This window comes from Vibrio sp. Vb0598 (assembly GCF_033338935.1).
GTDB classification, from domain to species: domain Bacteria; phylum Pseudomonadota; class Gammaproteobacteria; order Enterobacterales; family Vibrionaceae; genus Vibrio; species Vibrio alginolyticus.
In genome coordinates, this window is record NZ_JAWOTP010000328.1 from 1 (window position 1) to 1,012 (window position 1,012).

Sequence of the window (1,012 nt, forward strand, 5' to 3'; positions counted from 1 at the left end):
GCTGTAGAACGCGCAGAACCAACTCAAGAAATGACACTAGTTGATACTCCAAACGCGAAAACAATCGCAGAGTTGGTTGAGCAACACGGTCTACCTATCGAGAAAACCGTTAAAACGCTATTTGTTAAAGCGTCTGACGAAATCGATGCACCAATCATTGCGTTGATCGTTCGTGGTGACCACGAGCTAAACGAAGTGAAAGCAGAAAACCTACCTCAAGTGGCTTCTCCACTAGAGATGGCATCAGAAGAAGAAATTCGTGAACTGATCGGTGCTGGCCCTGGTTCTCTTGGCCCTGTAGGCCTAGAACTGCCATTCATCGTTGACCGCAGCGTAGCAGTCATGAGCGACTTTGGCGCTGGCGCAAACATCGACGGTAAACACTACTTCGGTATTAACTGGGGTCGTGACGTTGAACTGGGTCAAGTAGAAGATCTACGTAACGTAGTAGAAGGCGATCCAAGCCCATGTGGTAAAGGTACGCTAATGCTGAAACGTGGTATCGAAGTTGGTCATATCTTCCAACTTGGTAACGTTTACTCAGAAGCAATGAACTGTAGCGTTCTTGGCCCTGACGGTAAAAATGTAATCCTAGAGATGGGTTGTTACGGCATCGGTGTATCGCGTGTTGTTGCTTCTGCGATTGAACAGAACCACGACAAATACGGCATCATTTGGCCAGACGCAATTGCACCTTTCCAAGTAGCAATCGTGCCAATGAATATGCACAAATCTGAGCGCGTAAAAGAAGCAGCAGAGAAGCTATACGCGGAACTAACTGCTATGGGTATCGAAGTTCTATTTGATGACCGTAAAGAACGTCCAGGTGTGATGTTCTCTGACATCGAGTTGATCGGTATCCCTCACACTATCGTGATTGGCGATCGCAGCATGGATGAAGGTAACTTCGAATACAAAAACCGTCGTACTGGCGAGAAAACTCCAGTAGCGATGGCGGATATTGTTGAGCACGTTAAATCTCAACTTAAATAAACGCCTAAAAGGTTTCGAT

At 46.4% G+C, this 1,012-nt stretch carries 1 protein-coding gene; it reads left to right on the forward strand.

What is annotated here, in order from left to right:
- On the forward strand, nt 1-993 hold a 993-nt coding region (proS, locus tag R7Q38_RS25050; protein ID WP_318114759.1), incomplete at its 5' end, for a proline--tRNA ligase.
- Nucleotides 994-1,012: the final 19 nt, after the last annotated feature.